This is a genomic window from Paenibacillus sp. MAH-35 (assembly GCF_058135425.1).
The window spans coordinates 114,365-131,095 of sequence record NZ_JBYUPU010000008.1; the positions used below are offsets into that span (position 1 = coordinate 114,365).

General features: G+C 53.8%; 9 protein-coding genes. All 9 read right to left on the reverse strand.

The genetic code is table 11. The features are described 5' to 3' along the window. Positions 1 to 236: 236 nt before the first annotated feature. Positions 237 to 2,015, reverse strand: a complete 1,779-nt coding sequence (locus tag AC3Y2E_RS11105) for an ABC transporter ATP-binding protein (protein ID WP_379210329.1) — start codon at positions 2,013 to 2,015, stop codon at positions 237 to 239. An 89-nt stretch (positions 2,016 to 2,104) separates the two neighbouring features. Beyond that, complete coding sequence (locus AC3Y2E_RS11110) at positions 2,105 to 3,877, reverse strand: ABC transporter ATP-binding protein (RefSeq protein WP_379210114.1); 1,773 nt, start codon at positions 3,875 to 3,877, stop codon at positions 2,105 to 2,107. 901 nt (positions 3,878 to 4,778) lie between these two features. Beyond that, positions 4,779 to 5,837: a hypothetical protein gene (locus tag AC3Y2E_RS11115; RefSeq protein WP_379210116.1), complete on the reverse strand. Its 1,059-nt coding sequence runs from the start codon at positions 5,835 to 5,837 to the stop codon at positions 4,779 to 4,781. Between the two features lie 280 nt (positions 5,838 to 6,117). Continuing rightward, a complete protein-coding gene (locus AC3Y2E_RS11120) occupies positions 6,118 to 9,786 on the reverse strand; it encodes a dynamin family protein (RefSeq protein ID WP_379210118.1) in 3,669 nt (1,222 codons plus the stop codon). A gap of 89 nt (positions 9,787 to 9,875) precedes the next feature. Then, positions 9,876 to 10,148, reverse strand: a complete 273-nt coding sequence (locus AC3Y2E_RS11125; protein ID WP_190925005.1) for an NAD/NADP transhydrogenase alpha subunit — start codon at positions 10,146 to 10,148, stop codon at positions 9,876 to 9,878. A 39-nt stretch (positions 10,149 to 10,187) separates the two neighbouring features. After that, a complete protein-coding gene (gene nth, locus AC3Y2E_RS11130; RefSeq protein ID WP_379210120.1) occupies positions 10,188 to 10,853 on the reverse strand; it encodes an endonuclease III in 666 nt (221 codons plus the stop codon). Positions 10,854 to 10,970: 117 nt separating this feature from the next. Continuing rightward, positions 10,971 to 13,733 carry an S-layer homology domain-containing protein gene (locus tag AC3Y2E_RS11135; protein WP_379210122.1) on the reverse strand — a complete coding sequence of 921 codons (2,763 nt, stop codon included), beginning with the start codon at positions 13,731 to 13,733 and terminating at the stop codon, positions 10,971 to 10,973. A 52-nt stretch (positions 13,734 to 13,785) separates the two neighbouring features. Continuing rightward, a complete protein-coding gene (locus AC3Y2E_RS11140; protein WP_379210124.1) occupies positions 13,786 to 14,316 on the reverse strand; it encodes a GerMN domain-containing protein in 531 nt (176 codons plus the stop codon). 193 nt (positions 14,317 to 14,509) lie between these two features. Continuing rightward, a complete protein-coding gene (locus tag AC3Y2E_RS11145; protein WP_379210126.1) occupies positions 14,510 to 16,375 on the reverse strand; it encodes an N-acetylmuramoyl-L-alanine amidase family protein in 1,866 nt (621 codons plus the stop codon). Between the last annotated feature and the right edge of the window lie 356 nt (positions 16,376 to 16,731).

Sequence of the window (16,731 nt, forward strand, 5' to 3'; positions counted from 1 at the left end):
CAAGCTGCCATGATCGACAGCCACGGCGCTTGCTGGCACAATCAGAAAAACATTTAAACGATGCTTTGCCGCGATGCGATGTATGATGAGGCCTTCGTTAGTTGTACGACCTGCGTTGGTCGTAGCTTGTCTTGCGAACAGCAAGTATCCGCTTCTCCGAAAACGTATACTTGCTCTTAAAAATAATCGGCCGCCGCTTCTCGGAGGAAGCGGCGGCCGATTGGCCTGACGGAAGCTTAGACAGCTTCGCTTAAAAATTTGTATTGGGCTTGCACGAGTCCGTGATAAATGCCTTCCAGCCGCATCAGCTCGTCGTGACTGCCTTCTTCCATTATATTACCGTGATCCAGCACGACGATTTTGTCGGCCCCCCTGATCGTGGACAACCGGTGAGCGATAATAAACGAGGTACGGCCGATCAGCAGCGTCTTCAGCGCTTCCTGGATTTTCAGCTCGGTTTCCGTATCGATGCTCGCTGTCGCCTCGTCGAGAATTAATACCCGCGGGTTGGCCAGCAACGCCCGGGCGAACGAGAGCAGCTGGCGCTGTCCCATCGACAGCATATTGCCCCGCTCCTCCACCTGAGTGTCGTAGCCGTCAGGCAGCTTGCTGATGAAATCGTGGGCGTGCACGGCTTTGGCCGCCGCCTGGATCTCATCGTCGGTCGCGTCCAGCCGTCCGAAGCGGATATTATCCCGGATCGAACCAGAGAAAATAAACGTATCCTGCAGGACGATTCCGACTTGCGAACGCAAGCTTTGCAGCGACACGTCGCGGATATCGTGGCCGTCCACCAGCACGCGCCCTTCGACCGGATCGTAGAACCGGCACAGCAGGTTCATAATTGTACTTTTGCCCGATCCCGTATGCCCGACCAGCGCCACCGATTCGCCCGCCTTCGCTTCCAGGCTGATTCCTTTCAACGCCGGACGACCGCGCTCGTATTCGAATACGATATTTTCGAACCGGACATCGCCCTTGATCGGCGGCAACGTCTTCGGCTCGGCTTTCTCCGCCACATTCGGCTTTTCGTCCAAAAACTCGAATATCCGTTCCGACGAAGCCATCGCCACCAGCATCTGGTTGTACATCTGCCCAAGACGGTTGATCGGCTCCCAGAAGTTGCCGATATAGCTGGCAAAGGCGACCAGCATCCCGATCGTAAGCTCCTTGGATTCGATCAAATAACTGCCGTACCAGAACAAGATACACGTACCGATGGCTGCGGTCAGCTCGATAATCGGTCCGAACGCCTGGTTGAGCATCGACGCCCGGTCCCACGATTTTTTGTTGATCGTATTCATGTCATCGAAATATTTAATGTTTTCCTTTTCTTGCGTAAAAGCTTGAGTGACGCGGATGCCCTGTATCGATTCGGCCAAATGCGAGTTAATCCGGGACTGCTTCATGCGGACGTCCTGCCAGGCTCTTCGAATCCGTTTACGAAGCGATGTCGATACGATGAACATCAGCGGTACCGTTATAATAATCGCGATTCCGAGCTTCGGACTAAGCGTCAGCAGGATGATGACGATACCGACGAGCTGCACGCAGTCGATCATCAGGTTGACGACGCCGTTCGTAAACAAGTCCTGCAGCGAGTTCACGTCATTCGTAATCCGGACCAGCACCGACCCGGCCGGACGTTTGTCAAAAAAGCGGAACGACAGCTGCTGAATGTGGCTGAATAATGCATACCGCAAATCGAACAGCACTTTCTGGCCGATCACGTTAATATACCGGATCCGATATACGTTGACGAGCCATTGCACCACATACAGGGCAAGCATCGTCGATGCATAGATGAGCAGCAGGTTGCCGTCACCGTTAAAGATCGCCTTGTCGATCGCAAGACTGATCAAGTAAGGGATGGCGAGCTTGGACAGCGTACCGAGTATCATCGTAACGAGTATAATCGGCAGCAATTCCCGGGAATACGGCTTCAAATATTCCCCCATCCGCTTCAGCTGACTCCAGTCGAACGCCTTCTCCATCTTGTCGTCGTCCTGGTAGATGAAACGCTCCTGCGAATTCGAATTTCGGCCCGCCGTTTTAGGCGTAGTATCGGATTTTGGGTTAGTATCGGAATATTCCTTGGACTGGCTCAATTGGCCACCCTCCGTTCTTCCTTGTGCGAGGTAAAATCCGGATGATCCGAATATTGGATTTTGTAAGTTTCAAAATACGCTCCGGCCTGCTTCAGAAGCGACTCGTGCGTTCCGCGCTGGACGATACGTCCTTCGTCGAGTACGAGTATTTCATCAGCATGCTTCAGAGAAGAGATCCGGTGCGCGATAATAAAAGTCGTACGGCCCTTCATCAGTTCCTGGAAACCGGCTTGGATTTCGTGTTCCGTCTCCATATCGACCGCGCTCGTCGCATCGTCCAGTATTAAAATTTTCGGGTCTTTGATTAACGCTCTGGCGATGGCGATCCGCTGTTTCTGACCGCCGGACAGCCCCATACCGCGTTCGCCGACCACCGTATCGTAACCGAGCGGCAGCTCCATTATGAAATCATGCGCTTTCGCCAGCTTCGCGGCGCGGACGATCTCTTCGTCAGATACATCCTTGCGGCCGTATGCGATATTGTTGCGAATCGTCGAGGAGAACAGGAACGTCTCCTGGAAGACAAGCGCGATCTGCTGACGCAGCGTCTCGATCTTAATGTCGCGAATGTCCTTGCCGTCGAGCAGGATACGGCCTTCTTTAATATTGTAAGCCCGCAGCATCAGCTGGATTACCGTCGACTTGCCCGATCCGGTTCCCCCGAGCAATCCGATTACGGAGCCTGCGGGCGCATCCAGATCGAACTTCGTAAGCGCCGGCTGCTTGTCGGGGTACGCGAAGGTCACCTCGTCGAAGCAGATCGAGCCGGATACTTGCTCCGGTCGGAGCGCGACTGCATTATCCTTGTCTTTTACATGTACATATTGATTCAATATTTCCAATACGCGTTCGCCGGAAGCCTTTGATTGCGTGTAGTTGTTAATATGGAAGCCGATATCTCTCATCGGTGCGATAATGTACCAGATAAAGCTGAAAAATGCGACCAGTTCGCCGATCGACATCGAACCGTTGATGACGAACATACCGCCCGTGACGAGTAGGATAGCGACGCATACAGAGGACAACAGTTCCATCATCGGGAAATAGTTCGCCCACGTTTGCGACAAATGAATGTTGCTTCCTTTATACTCCTCGTTGCGGACTGTGAATTTATCCACCTCGTAAGGCTCGCGCGCAAACGATTTGACCGTTCGCATGCCGTTGATATTCTCCTGTACCGCCGTCGTCAAGTTGCTGTTGGCAAGCCGGATCGCCCGGAACCCCGGATGAATTTTGCGCTCCAGACGAAGTGCGGTGAAGACGAGAAACGGCATCGTCACAAAGGTAACCAACGTCAGTTTCCAGTCCATCAGGAGCATCGTAATGGTGCCGAACGTAAACATGATGAACACGTTCAAAATTTGCGCAAATCCGAATCCGATAAACTGGCGGATCGCTTCCAAGTCGGCCGTCAGCCTAGACATCAGATCGCCCGTCTTGGCTCTGTCGTAATATTGAAACGACAAGTATTGCAGCTTCTCGTACAAGGCGTTGCGCATGTTAAAAGCGACGCGGTTGCCGAGTCTTCCTCCGGAGAAGCCGTGCAGGAAAGCGAAGGTCGCTTTGACCGCCACTACGGCGACAACGGTAAGCGCCAGATAGGGCACCCACTGATATTGCTCCTGCCTAATGACATCGTCAATCAGAAATCGGAGCAAATGAGGGTAAACGAGCCCGAGTGCAGTGGAACACATCAAACAGACAATCGATGCGAACAGCAAGTAACGATCTTTCCAGTAAAATTGCTTCAATTGCTTTAATACGTTCATGGTCGCCCTCCCAGCCGGCCGCTTTCCAATTTCTTAATGAATCTTATCACCATCCCTCCTATCGAGCAATCGGGCGAATCGGGTAAAACGATCAATATCACCCTAAAACCCACAAAAAGAGACGAAAACGGGAAGGAATCCATGCGATTCTTCCGAATCATCGCTTTATGAACCTATGGATGCGCTTTCTTGAAAGTTGTGAAGATTGGGTGAAAATGTCGGGGAATTCTGGCGAGAGATACCGGTCAAAGCTTCCGGAATATGGGATTTTGTCCATTGGAATAAGGCCCCGGCCGTTGCTCCGGGCTGTCTGATAAGCGGACAGGCTCCCCCCATTTCCGTGAAACAAGAGCGTTGAGCTTGGCAATCCATGTACGCTTGTGGTAGCTATTCTGAATAAGAGCGATTTGCAGCTTCTATTTTCGGCATATTACCGAATCCGAGGCGAATAGAAGCGGTTTACACCGCATATTTTAACCAATTGGCCCGGTAAGCCTACTTTTCGCGGATAATAGAAGCTTCCAACCGCTCTTATTTTCTTGCCCATGCGGTTTTCAGACTAAATAGAGGTTACAAACCGCTCTTAGTTGGTTCTTGTTCTTGGTCTTCCTGCCCGACTCCCGAAACGTCCCCGAAACGGCGGAATCCGGTCTTCGCGCCGGTTGCTGGCTGTCCAGATATACGGGGAGCCGCGAGCACAGGCAAGACCGAGCTTATACGAGGAGCGTCCGTCCTGCTCCAAAATAAACGTTTTGCTGCGTGCAGCTGCATCCGTTCAGCTTGGCCAACCCGAACTGACTCGAACCGCTCAAGCAAGAAAGGGAGGGATCGTAGCGGGTTCGTCAAGTTAAGCACAAGCATCCACTTTCGCGAATAAACAAAAAACCGGAACCAGGTCCGGTCAAATCATCTCATAATGGAACGTGCCGATTTTCCAGCGGCCATCCTCGTACTCCAGCTCGCAGATCAGTCTCGCATCGCTTACTCCGGTCACGATCCAGTCGGCTGTCAGCAAGTAGCTCCCGTCTTCTTGCTCCGCCAGCTTCATGCTGCCGACTTTTTGAATAATTACGGGTGGAATCAGTCCCGAAGAACCGCCTACGATTAAATAGCCGCCGTCGACGGCCGGTACGTGCGAATCCGCCAACTGCTCCGTCGCAGTGTCTGTAAACGCCTCCGCCAGCCAGCTTTTGACTCGTTCGCGCTGCGCCTCGCTGATCCGTTTGCCGTTATAAGCCAGCCCATAAAACGACCGGTGGACGCCCTCGATCCACTCGTATACCGGTTCGGGACTGCCGAGCGCCTTCTGCGGTGTTATCGTCAAGACCGGGAACGGCTTCATCTCTTTATCAAAGTCGGGGTTATTCTCTTCCGGGCTGCTCGGTGCAATCACATTCAGCGCTTTCACTTCGGTCAAGCTCGCCTTGTCCGAGGTTCCTTCGAGAATATCGGCATAAACGGCCAAGTAATCCGATATGACGATCGAACCGGTTCCCGTCGAGCCGGCCGAACCGAACTTCGCCTTGTCCGTTTCATTGGCAAATTTCAAAACGAAATGATTCGGCACCTCGTGAAACCGTATAGGCTTCGGCAGACTGGTCGCCGACTTGTTGTCCACATAAAAGATAACGTCTCCCGGGTTATATGGCTGTGTTTCCAGATCCATCACTTCAAACCGTCCGCTAATCTCCTTGGTGCCTTGAAACGTAACGGCGACCGACTGCAGTCCATACGTGCCGGACCGGATCTCCTGTGCGGTCATCCCCGCCACCCGGTCGCCTGGGCGAATCGAGGCCGGATCAAACATCTGAGAATCGCCGGATGGGGTCTGGATAGCGGGCTCCGACGAAGGGGCCGCCGAAGACTCCGGGTTACTCGAATCGTATAGCGACAATCCGGCCAGAAGCAATGCGGCTCCTGTCAGTACCATCGTATATCGGATGGAAGTGCGTCGTTTCATACCTAAGCTCCCCTTCCCTTCATACTCATATAGACGCCATATTCCGGCAATTGTTGCGGCTTCGCGGACGAATCCGACATGAATTCCATCATTTGGTTCTAACGGCCTACATCGCGCGAATTTACATCCGGTAGAAAATGGAACGGGGAGCCATCCTTCGTAAGAACCAGCTTTTCTTGGGGGCAGAATACGTTCTGTTTCGCTGAACACATAGCCGTTCCCGCCTCTACACAAAAGAGACGCTTCGCATATAGCGATAGCGTCCCTCAAATGGCAAATCTTATGCATTCATAAGCGACTGCAGCTTCTCCCGGGTCGATGCCAGACGAGCCAGATCGACCTTCATCTCGAGCGCAGCCACCATTCCTTCCGCATGCTCGTTCAGCAGCAGGTAGAGCCGCTCCTGAACCGCGCCGACCCGCTCCCTGTATGCTGCGGCGTACTCGGACTCGAAGAGCGCTCCGTGACGTTCCGCATAATCCGCGACCGGCTGGGTCAACGTTTTCTCGAGCGCCTCTTTCAGCTGGCTTTTGCCGGGCCCCTCGAAAAAGTGTTTGCCGTTTTTGTAAAAACCCGCAAGCCACTTGTCATCTGCAGAAGCTTCCATCGCTTCCTCTACGTTCGGCGTCCGGAAAGGCAGCGCCTCGTAGCTGCCTCCTTCGAATCCGTCCAGAAGCGAGCTGATCTGGCTTATCTTGTCGGCCTGTCTTTTCTGCGCCAGACGGTTCAGCTGGTTCTCGATCCGCAGCGTAGTCGCGTACAGCTCCTGAGACAAATCGTAAGAGATCAGCCGCAGCAAATCCATCCATGCCGCGCGCATCGAGCTGCGGATCGCCCCGGCATCCTCGCGCAGCGACGCCGGGTTGAACGCGTACTGGAACAGCTCGCCGTAACGGTACGTAAGACGCTGCTTGACGTAATACAGCAGCTCCTGAATCTCTTTGCCAATCTCGCGCTCCTCCGCAGCCGTATCCGAGTCTTGCAGAAGCACAGCCGCTTGCTTCCAGGATTCCCGGACGATCTCCAGCTTGCGCTTCCGCTGTTCCTCGCCCTCGCGTGCCCCGGCTATCCATTGTCCGAGCAGCGAAGCCGAACGCTCCAGCTCCTGTCCGGCCGACCGGACGGCGATGCCCGCCAGCTCGCCGACCGCGAACCGGACGAAGTCCCGCTCGAACCGGACGATTCCGCTATTCGCGGCAAGCGCCGCATCACGCTGCAACTTGCCGTCCAGCGCCATGAGACTGGACACCGGATAGATGCGCGGATTGCGAATCCCGTAACGAAGCAGATTGTCGGCCACGTGGCCGACGACGCCGTTCAGCTCTTGTTCGCTGGCTGCCAGGTCCGCCGCGTTAACGAGGAAAAACATTTTATCGAGCTCGAAGCTGTCCTTCACCCGGCCCAACTGCAGCAGAAACTCCCGGTCCGCCTGCGAGAAGGCATGGTTGTAATACGTTACGAATAAGACCGCATCGGCGTTTTTAATATAATTAAAAGCTACGCCCGTGTGCCTTGCATTGATCGAATCCGCTCCCGGCGTATCGACCAAAATCATCCCTTGATCGGTCAGCGGACAGCTGTAGTACAGCTCGATATATTCGACGAAGCAAGATTTGCTCTCCTCCGCCACGTACGCGCGGAACATCTCCAGATCGACCCGAAGCTGTGTCCCGATGATATCCTTGGCTTCGCTCCACCCTTTGCCGACCGCTTTGAGGAACGTGTAATGCGGCTTACCGCTAGGTCCTACACGATCCGGAGACAACCGGTCGATCTGCGACAAAGCCGAATCCATGTCGGCCGCCTGGACACCCAGGACGTTCAGGGAATACAAAACGTCTTCGCGGATCGCATCGGCTGACTTCATCTGCACCTTTACGGCACCGTGAGGCCAAGCATCCGTTGGCGGCATAATTTTGTTGATGGCGGCCGTCGTCGGATTCGGCGATACCGGCAATACCGATTCTCCCATCAGCGCGTTGGCAAAAGACGACTTGCCTGCGCTGAACGCACCGAACAGCGCAATCGTAAAGTTGCTCTGCGAGAGCCGTTCCGACTTTTCCTTCATCGACCGGACGATCGATTGCATCGAAGGAATCGGCTCGAGAAGCACGCACGCCTCATTCAGCTTCGAAGCCGTATGCGCCATCGTCGCCCGGAAACTGCCGTCGCCGCTCCCGTCAGCCTTATAACCTTGCTCCGTCTCCTTGCCAAGCGCTACGGACCACCGCTCGCCCGACGAAGACGCAGAGCCGTGTGCTCCTTCAGCCTGTGCCGTTCCCTGCCCCGTCCCATCCGTCGCATACGACTGCGGGTCCGGCAGCTTACCGGCAAGATCGGGCCCCCGCTCCGGAAAACGGGCCAGCAGCGATTCCGCGTGCAGCCGCTCTTCGGTTTCCAGCGCCTGCAGCTGGCGGTAAGCGGTCAGACGTTCTGCCAGCTGCTCTTTCTCCTGTGTCAGCTCGAATACTTCGCGATCGGCCCGGCTCGATAAAACCCGGACGATGTCATCGATCAGCTCGAAGCCGGCACGGCGGAATATCGTTTTGGCCTCGGCAGCGATCTGCCTCGAATAGTTCAGCGTATATTCGTTCGAAGCGATGGCGCCCGCCTGAACCTGCCCGCTCAGCCACTCTTCGCCTATGGAACGGACCGTGCGGCTTAATGCTTCATCGACGGCCTCGGGACCTATTCCATACGGCTCGCCGGCTTGAATAAGCAGCTGGCGTAAATGCCAGACGATATTCGCCTCTACCTTCTCCACGAAGTCCGAGCTGAACGCGCTCAACCGGCTCTCGATCTCTTTGGCGGTCGTAGACGCGCGTGCAAATAACCCGGCTTTGAATCCGGGCTTCCGGCTTTGCAAATAATGATGAGCCAAATCGCGTGTAGTCGCAGGCGTAATATTGGCGTTTTCGAGCAGATGAGCGGTTTCTTTCCTTAGCTCGTTCTGCAGCTTCTCCCCGGCGTTCTTCCGTTCCTCTATCCGAGCCGCCAACGATTCGTAACGCTCCGGGAGACCTTCGCCCCCCTCCCGCTCGACCTGCTCGCGAAGCGCCGTCTTCGCCGCCTCGTTGTGCTCCGACAACCATACTCCATGCTCGCCGATCAGATGGACGACCGACTTCGCCAGGCTGTTGTCCCGCAGCATATCGGCGATGCCGCTCAAGTCACCGATCAGCCGGGCCAGCTTCACCCATTCGTTGTTCGGATGATCCGGCTGCTTCACCGAAGTAAACAAGATGCCGTCCGGCTCGATATGCCAGCTCTCGAAAGCATGGGCCACACTGTCCCGGTATTCCGTGAAAGGAAGCTCGCGCTCGCGGTGCTTGTCGATCATATTTACGATCAGGTAAAGCGGCTTGCCCCATTCCTTCAGCCTTTTCGTAAAGGCGAAGTTAATCTCCGACTGGACGTGGTTATAGTCCATCACATAAAAGACGACGTCCGCCATATGCAGCGCCGATTCGGTCGCCATCATATGAGCGCTGTCCGTCGAATCGATGCCCGGCGTGTCCAGCAGGGCGGCCCGCTCTCCGAGGAACGGAATCGGGTAACGAATCTGAACCGATTCGATTTCCTCGCCGTTTTTGCAATATTCGTCCAACCGGTCCAGCTCGATCTCGGCAAATTCGCCGCTGTCCCCGCCTTTGACGGCATGTTTGACGATCGCTCCGGCGGGTCCGTTCTGAATCGTCACGACGTTGGCGCTGGTCGGGATCGGACTCGAAGGCAGGAGCTGATGCCCGCATAATTTATTAATCAAGCTTGACTTCCCTGCGGAAAAGTGACCGCAAAACGCGATATTCAGCGCCTGATCCGCCGCTTTGCCGGCAAGCTGCTCCAGTTTCTCCGCATGATTGCGATCCCCGGCCTCGGCCATCGCTCTGCCGATCGCCCGAATGGACTTCTCTGCGTTGGTCATCCCCCGGATGTCTACTGCACTCATAAACCTATCTCCCCACAGCTGCTATAAATGTCGGACCCGTCCGTCAAAAATAACGGTCCGAAAAAGAAAAAACCGAATTTCTCCGGTTTCTAGTGTACCACATTTTCGGTTTCGGGTATAAATATTTCAAACACTTCGCCATGCTGCAAAATCGTGATGTCCTTGTCTCTTACTTTCATGACGACGACATCGGGTTTGATCCGCATCCGGTCGATATAATGGTCGGGCACATCGCCGGACTCACTGATCATGACGCCTTCTACTTCTTTTTCCTCATTCTCGGCAAGAGGAGTGCTGATGACTTTCTCATAGATGTCGGAAAACACTTCAAAGTCGTTTGTATACACCGCTATGCATTTCATGCTGGTTCCCACCTTCGATTATTTAGCTGGTAAAATCATCTACTTTATAGATTTCCTCTTTACGACCGTTTTTAAACGTAATTTGCCTTCGCCGCACTTGTCAAGCAGCGGGCATACGCCGCACCCCGGGTTTTGGGCTTTGCAATGATACCTACCGAAAAAAATAAGCCGGTGATGCGTCTGCGTCCATTCTTCGCGAGGCACTTTCTTCATCAGCTTCTGCTCCACCTGAAGCACCGTATCGTCCAGTTCCGCCAACCCAAGCCGCTTCGAGACCCGTTCCACATGAGTATCGACTGCAATGGCCGGTACGTCGAACGCGTTCGACATCACCACATTGGCCGTCTTCCGTCCGACACCGGGCAACTCTACGAGCTGCTCGTGCTTGCGGGGTATCTCGCCGTCGTATTTTTCCAGCAGCAGCCTGCATAAGCTTTGAATGTTTTTGGCTTTGTTCCGGAATAGTCCGATCCGGCGAATATCCTGCTCCAGCTCCTCCAGCGGAACGGCTATGTAGTCTTCCGGCTTGTTGTATTTGCGAAATAAATCGGCCGTCACCTTGTTAACCGTCTCGTCCGTGCACTGGGCGGAAAGCAGAACTGCAATCGTTAATTCGAACGGATTGGAATGGTGCAGCTCGCAATGGGCGTCCGGATACATCCCGGCGATCGTGTCGAGAATATGCCGCACTCTTTTGCCCGTCATGATTGTCGCCACCTTGTCCGATAGTCGGTTTCGTCCATTTTACACGCAAAAACGCCGCCAGCGCAAGCTTTTGCCTGCTGCCGACGACGCTAACCGTATCCAATCGTGAACGCTTCGTTACGGCTTTGCGATTTCTACAACTTTGTCGTTCACGAAATAAACCGTTACCCGGTCTCCCGGATTAAGCGCAGTCGGTTGAATGATCTGCGTGCCCTGGGAGATATAAGCTTTTTCGTGAAGCAAATATTTGACCTTGTCGTTCAAATTGCGGCGTTCGAACGTCATCTCGCGGGTCGAGGCGTCATAGGAATAAATGCCTCTCTGCTCGCCAGTAATGATCCGGATCGTCGTGGCGCCCGCCGTATCCTTCACAATCTCCACCCGGTCATCCGCTTTGAGAGCGGCCAGCGTGTACGTATTGGCGCCGTGTTTGACGACAGCGCTCGTACCCGCCTCCACGACACGGGAGATGCCGGTGTAATCCGTGACGGTGACTTTACCGGAAGCGGCGTCGACGGCCGTTACTTTACCGCGGACCGTATCGAGAGCTTGAACGTTCTCCAGCGTCCTGCCGATAAACGTAACCTGCAGCGGCTCGTCCACCGCGATACCGGCCACGCCTACCGCCAGCCCGTTCCGATGGACCGGAATACCGAACATCGAATACGAGGAAGTATTGCCCGCGCTGTCCCGGATCGTAATCCGCGAGCCGTCGGCTTCCTTGGAGACGGTATGGACGATAAGGCTTTCCCGTACGGATAACCCTACTACAGTTTCCTGAGTCGCATCGAAAAACCCGCGGACAAAGTCGCCTTGTCTGAGATCCGACAGCTTCGCGTTCGGCAAGCTGTATTTATCCACACCGGCATAACTCATCGTTTTGTACGTTTGGATGGCTCCGCTGGCCGTCTTGACCGTAATATCCCCGCTAGTAGAGCTTACAGAGGTGATGGTGCCTTCCATTCTTGTTGCGACTTGAACGGACAAGAGCGTACCTTCGGAAGCGACGATATTGACTCGTTTGCCCTTGACGAAGTTTGACTGGAAGCTGGCGAGCGGAATCTCGTTATTATCGAACAAAAGTCGGGTTTTGTCCGTCAGCTTGTAGATCATCGGTTTGCCGAGCTCGTCGATAACGGTCAAAAACTTCGTGTCGGCATCATAGCCGTGTACCGTTGCCAGCGTAAAGTTTTGAATGCTCCGGCTTTGCACTGCAATTTTGTCGATTTTGTTTTGATTGATTTCCAGCTTCAGATCGTCGCCGGGCATCAGGTCGCGGACGGAACCGAACTGACTGCCTTCCATCAGTACGATGACGCGGTCGGATACTTTGTAGGAAGCGAGTTCGTCGCCCGTCTTTTGGATCGTCACAATCGTCTTGTCGTCGCTTACTGTGACGAGTCTGCCCTGATCGCGCTTCTCCACGAGCTGCTGAACGACCTCTACGGAAATGACCACACTGTTCTTGATCTGAACGCGTACGATGTCACCCTCGAACAAATTCGCCGGATCGAAATATTTGTCCCCTTGAACGAAAGCCGAGCGGTCGGAAATTTCGTAAGTCTCGATTAAACCCGTATCCTTGTCGGTAACCGTTACGGTCAGCGCAGCCGGATCGAAGGATTGGAACGAGCCGTTAAACGTTTTGTTGAGCGGAACCTGCTTTACGATAATTTGCGATATTTTGGCGTCCTCGATCAATGCGTGCTTTTTCAGCTCAAGGACGGAGTTCTCCAGAAGCGAGCCAAGGCTGATTCCGGCCCCGTTCAGATCGCGGATCGTCACATTGGAAGCGAGGTCGTATGTATAATATTTGCCGTCGACTTCAAGCGAGGCGGTCAAATCGTTAATATTCACGCTAACCAGCTTGCCGGTAATGCTGGACATCGGGATCTCGTCGTTCGTCACCTCGACGAAATAGGCGGTACCCTGATTTTGCAAAATGTACACTTCGTTGTACAGCTTCACGTCAGAGGAGGTCAGCTTGGCCGTATCGTCCTTGAACGTATAAAACGATGCGTTCGAATGAAGCTGAACGTCTCTTTTTTGCCCGTTTTTCTCCAGAATCGTCAACCGGTTGCCGGAGATGGACGTAATCGTGCCGACCATCACTTTATCGGACGGATTCACCAAATATTTCTCGGCTCTACTCAGGAAGGTCGCCATCTGCGCCCTCGTTACGCTGCCTTCGGGACGGAACGTATTGTCTTCGAACCCGTTGACGATGCCGAGTGAGATCGCTTCGTTTATGTAGCCGAGCGTCGACGAGGAGATGCTGGTATTGTCCGCGAATCCGGTAGGCAGGTTCGATTTGTTGAGCGCTTCCTGCTTTTTGCCGACAGCGCGGATAACAATTTTGGCTACCCATTCGCGGGAAGCGTCCTGATTGCCCCACTTCATCCCCCCGGCCACTTCTTCCTGAAGATCGATCAGCCCTTTATTGATTGCGTATGCGACATAAGGGCGCGCATCGGTACGGACATCCTCGAACGGCAGCGCGATCGTCGTTTTGTTGTCGAGCGCTTCCTTCTCGAAGCCCATCATCCGGATCGCCATAATGATCGCGTCCTGCTGATTGACCGAATTTTCCGGATTGAACTTGCCCTGGTCGTCCCCCTGAACGATGCCGATTAAGGCCAGCTTGGATACGTGCTTGATCGCCCAATGGCTGGACGGCACGTCCGGGAAGCCCAATCGTATGTTGGAGTTGGCATTCGAACCGGTATTCGAATTGGTATTCGAATTGCTGCTTGACTGCGATGTCCCGGTATTCGTCTTATTGTCGTTAATCTCCGCATAAGCGGGAGCAGCCAACACCATCGTAGATACGATGGAGTATACGACCGCCTGCTTCAAAGTTTTCTTCATCTTGCGCTTCATACCGCTTCTCCCTCCGCTAATTCCCATGCTTGTCCCGTGTGTTCCCTATGCGTTAGTTCCGTTTAATCGGATGCGGGAGGCTGACGTGACCCATCATACTTTCCGTCTTTTTCCCGTCCACCAATATTTCGATCGTTTTGACTTCCGTAAATTGAAACATGGAATTCCGGATCGATTCGACCAGCAAATCTTCCCCCGGAGCGCCGAGCCTTCCGTCGCTTGCGATGGACAGATCGATCGTCAGATTTCCGCTGTCCAGCTTGGCCGAACGGTAAGTAATTCCTTTGCTCAGCGGGAACAGCTTCGCATCCGGCGACGTCTTCAGCGCATCCAGAGCCGCCTTGTACTTATCGGAGTCAGCCGTATACGTGATGTTCGCTTCCCGCTCGAACAGCTTGTCGAGATTGTCGTCCGTGTAAAACGTTTTGACTTTTAATTGCTTGGCAGCCGGAGTCTCGACTGGGGTTCCGCCGCCCTGGGTTTCGTTTGTCGGATTGTTTGGCTTCGTGTTGGCGCAGCCGGTCACGGCAATCGATAGGGTTAAACCGAGAAGTATGTGCTTGTAACCGAATCTTCGCTTCATCGAATCACTCCCAAGAACTTTGCCGGAGGCAAAGTTTTCTTCGTAAGCATTACCGAACTTTGCTGCAAGCAAAGTTTTCTTCGTAAGCACTACCGTACTTTGCCGGAGGCAAAGTTTTCTTCGTAAGCATTACCGAACTTTGCTGCAAGCAAAGTTTTCTTCGTACGTATTACCGGCAATTCGCCGTGTCCGATTATTTGACGGATTGGGTCGCCTTCAAATCGGATTGGGCGGATTTGTCAGCTGTCTGCGTTTGCGCTTTGGACGTATCGGATTTGGTGGAATCGGACTTGGACGCATCGGACTTGGATGTATCCGATGTCGTTGTACTCTGCTTAGACGTATCCGCCTTCGCTCCGTCCGATTTGGCAGTATCCGCCTTGTCCGTACCCGGCGCCGCCGCCTTAACCGGATTCGACTTGTCCGTCTCGCCGGTCCCTGACGCCGTATTCGCGCTATTGGACTCGACCGCCTTCTTGACGCCCGTTACGCCGCCGATCTGGAGCTGCTCCTTGATTCCGGCCACGATCGCTTCGGCCACTTTATCTTGAAACTGCTGACTGTACATTTGGGCTTCGTCATTCTCATTGGATAAATACCCGATCTCGAGCAATACAGCCGGCATCGTCGTCTCGCGGATCACTTTGAAATCCGACTTGCGGACGCTGCGATCGGGAAGCCCTGCCGCTGCGATCACGTGACGGTGCATAATATTGGCAAACGCCAGACTGTCCGGACGGGAATAATACGTCTCCGTTCCACTGATCGAAGACTTGAAGGAATTGCCGTGAATCGAGACGAACAGATCGACTTTCTCGCTATTGGCCAAATCGACGCGCTCCTGAAGCGTCGGGTATGTATCGTCCTTACGCGTCATAATCGTCTTGATGGACGGCACTTTTTGCAGCAGCTTGTACACTTTATTCGCTACCGCTAGTGTAAAATCCTTTTCGCTTCGCGAATTTATCGAGCCGGCGCCCGGGTCTGACCCGCCGTGACCGGCGTCAATTACGACGCTGAACTGCTTGTCCGTAAAGGAAATCGACCATTGCTTGGTCGTTTTATTTTCCGTTAAATGGTAATCGGAATTTTGCTTCATATCGAATACGATACGTACCGTTGACGGATTGTCGGAAAATTGGGCATAGCGAACTTTGTCAATTTTCGGATGCTGAATCGGCACTTCCACCACTTGACCCGGGCCGGCCGGCTTCACAAATGAACCGAGTCCCGTATTCGGCAAATCGATCACGATCCGGAACGGATCTCTCAGTGTAAACGATGCCGGCTTCACGGCCGCGCTCGTTTGAATAACTATCTCGTCCTTTACCGCTTCCAGCTTCGTCAGAACGGCAAGGACGCTCTCTTCGGCAGAGCTGCCGCCTTCCGGCTTTTTGGTATCCGAAGGCTTTTCTGAGCCGCCGCTTCCTGACGTACCAGTCGACGGTTTACCGTCTCCGGAGCTTCCGGACGTACCGTTACCGTTGCCGCTGCCATTCCCGTTGCCAGACGGCTCCTGCGGCTTGCCGCCTTCTCCGGGTTTGCCGGACGTATCTCCGCCGCTATTCGGATCGTTGGAACCTTCGGGGGCTTGTCCGTCCTTACCGGTCTCGGTCGACTCCTGCGCCAGCTTAAACAACATAACCGACTGGGTCACCTGATCCCAGCCGACCATTAGGCCTAGCTGTTCGGCAATAAACCGGATCGGTACCAGTGTATTCCCATCTACGATCATCGGGGCTTCTTCGAGCTCTTCGCTCTTCCCGTTCACCTTGACGACCTTGTCGTCAATTTTCATTTCGATCACTTTCTCGCCTTGCTCTACCTTTACCTTGCGTTCCTGATCGTTCCAATCGACCTTGGCCCCAAGCTCCTGCGAGACGATTCTGACGGGAACCACCGTAACTCCGGCGCCAATGATCTTGGGCGGCACCTCCGGTTCCAGCTTCTTCGAGTTCAGGTACAATTGGATCGGGTTGTCCGCGGCGTTAGCCTGGACGGGAATCATAAACATTAGGGCGACCAACAAAACCGGCAGCAACACTTTTACGTACTTCATCGTTCACCTCTGCGTTCATTCGGTATCGTAGCCGTTCCGGCCCATCCGCGGCAGATCGCGTCCTTCCTCTATCAAACGGGAAATTCGGACAGCAATCTGCATAGATTTGCCATGTTAGACATACGTATAGACGCCGCAAAACTAGCAAAAGTTGCGATAAAAATACAAAAAAGATGATTCAGCGGACAAAAAAGTTGCGAAACAGCCAAAAAGAGAGGCAACGCTCCGATTTTTGCCGATCTTCGCCGAATTTCGCTTTCATTTCCAGCTGCGGAGGCTGTCTATTACACTAAGTTAATAAGTTGGAAGATTCACCAGTTTCATAGAAACAGTCTGTCAAAAACAAGAAGCCCGCC

Coding starts and splice junctions, on each gene's coding strand:
- AC3Y2E_RS11110 (WP_379210114.1), bottom strand. CDS start 3,877: ATGAACGTATTAAAGCAATTGAAGCAATTTTACTGGAAAGATCGTTAC.
- AC3Y2E_RS11140 (WP_379210124.1), bottom strand. CDS start 14,316: ATGAAGCGAAGATTCGGTTACAAGCACATACTTCTCGGTTTAACCCTA.
- AC3Y2E_RS11145 (WP_379210126.1), bottom strand. CDS start 16,375: ATGAAGTACGTAAAAGTGTTGCTGCCGGTTTTGTTGGTCGCCCTAATG.
- nth (WP_379210120.1), bottom strand. CDS start 10,853: ATGACGGGCAAAAGAGTGCGGCATATTCTCGACACGATCGCCGGGATG.
- AC3Y2E_RS11135 (WP_379210122.1), bottom strand. CDS start 13,733: ATGAAGCGCAAGATGAAGAAAACTTTGAAGCAGGCGGTCGTATACTCC.
- AC3Y2E_RS11115 (WP_379210116.1), bottom strand. CDS start 5,837: ATGAAACGACGCACTTCCATCCGATATACGATGGTACTGACAGGAGCC.
- AC3Y2E_RS11125 (WP_190925005.1), bottom strand. CDS start 10,148: ATGAAATGCATAGCGGTGTATACAAACGACTTTGAAGTGTTTTCCGAC.
- AC3Y2E_RS11120 (WP_379210118.1), bottom strand. CDS start 9,786: ATGAGTGCAGTAGACATCCGGGGGATGACCAACGCAGAGAAGTCCATT.